The sequence below is a fragment of the Novosphingobium clariflavum genome (assembly GCF_026420865.1).
Taxonomy (GTDB): domain Bacteria; phylum Pseudomonadota; class Alphaproteobacteria; order Sphingomonadales; family Sphingomonadaceae; genus Novosphingobium; species Novosphingobium clariflavum.
The window spans coordinates 1-1,160 of record NZ_JAPCWC010000089.1; the positions used below are offsets into that span (position 1 = coordinate 1).

General features: G+C 59.4%; 1 protein-coding gene and 1 pseudogene. Both read left to right on the plus strand.

Going from position 1 to position 1,160, the window contains the following annotated elements:
- Positions 1-44: 44 nt before the first annotated feature.
- Complete coding sequence (locus OKA11_RS24735; RefSeq protein ID WP_407673532.1) at positions 45-323, plus strand: CPCC family cysteine-rich protein; 279 nt, start codon at positions 45-47, stop codon at positions 321-323.
- Positions 324-378: 55 nt separating this feature from the next.
- Positions 379-1,160, plus strand: a pseudogene (locus OKA11_RS24745) (IS5 family transposase).

Sequence of the window (1,160 nt, forward strand, 5' to 3'; positions counted from 1 at the left end):
TAGGTCATGTTGACAAAGTTGGCCGCCACGGCGACTTTGCTTGAGTGAAGTTTCGCAACGTCATTGAACCTTGTACGGAAGGACGAGCCTTCAGGTGCCCATGCTGCCGTTTCGCTACGCTCTCGGAGCGGGGCGGCTATGAGATTTGTCCGGTGTGTTTTTGGGAAGATGATGGCCAGGACGACCACGATGCTGAGTTGGTCCGGGGCGGTCCGAACGGCTCACTGTCATTGCTTCAGGCGCGGGTGAATTTCGCAGACTGCGGTGCCTGCGATGTTCGTCACCGCAAAAACGTGCGCCCACCCGCAGACGCTGAATTCTGACGATTCACAAATGGGTTGATCTCTGATTCAAGGCTGCTCTTTGCGGGGAGCGGCGATGGCGCGTGGTGATCTGACGGACGAAGAATGGGGCGTGATCGAGGTTTTGCTGCCCTCGGAGCGCGGTCGAAAGGCGCGCCCCGCCCATGACAATCGGCGATTTCTGAATGGCATGCTGCATGTGCTGCGTGTTGGCTGCCCGTGGCGCGACATGCATGAACGCTACGGTAAGTGGAACTCGGTCTACGTGCGGTTCCGGAGATGGGCCGAGCAAGGCGTCTGGGATGCAATCCTGGCAACGCTGGTCGAGTTCGGGTTGACCGACGATTGGCAACACATGATCGACAGCACCACAATTCGCGGCCACGTTTCGGCAGCGGGCGCTAAAGGGGGACTCGTAAGGAGGCTTTTGGTCGATCACGCGGCGGCTTTTCGTGCAAGGTCCACGCCCGCTGCGACAATCAGGGACGCCCTCTCGGCTTTATCCTGACCGGCGGCGAGGCCTCGGATTACGGGGCGGTCGATGATCTGATGGCTTTGCCAGTCAACAAGCCCAAAGCTTTGCTGGCAGACAAAGGATATGACGGCGATGCGGTCCGGGCAAACCTGCTGATGCGCGGCATCCTGCCGATCATTCCGCCAAAAGCCAATCGGCGCGAGCCCATAGTATGCGACTTCCGCCGCTACCGGGACCGCAACCGCATCGAACGCATGTTCGGTCACCTCAAGCATCAACGGCGCATCGCAACCCGCTACGACAAGACTGCGCTCTCGTTCGCCAGCTTCCTCAATCTCGCTGCAATCCGCAGATGGCTACCGAACTTTGTCAACAGGACCTAG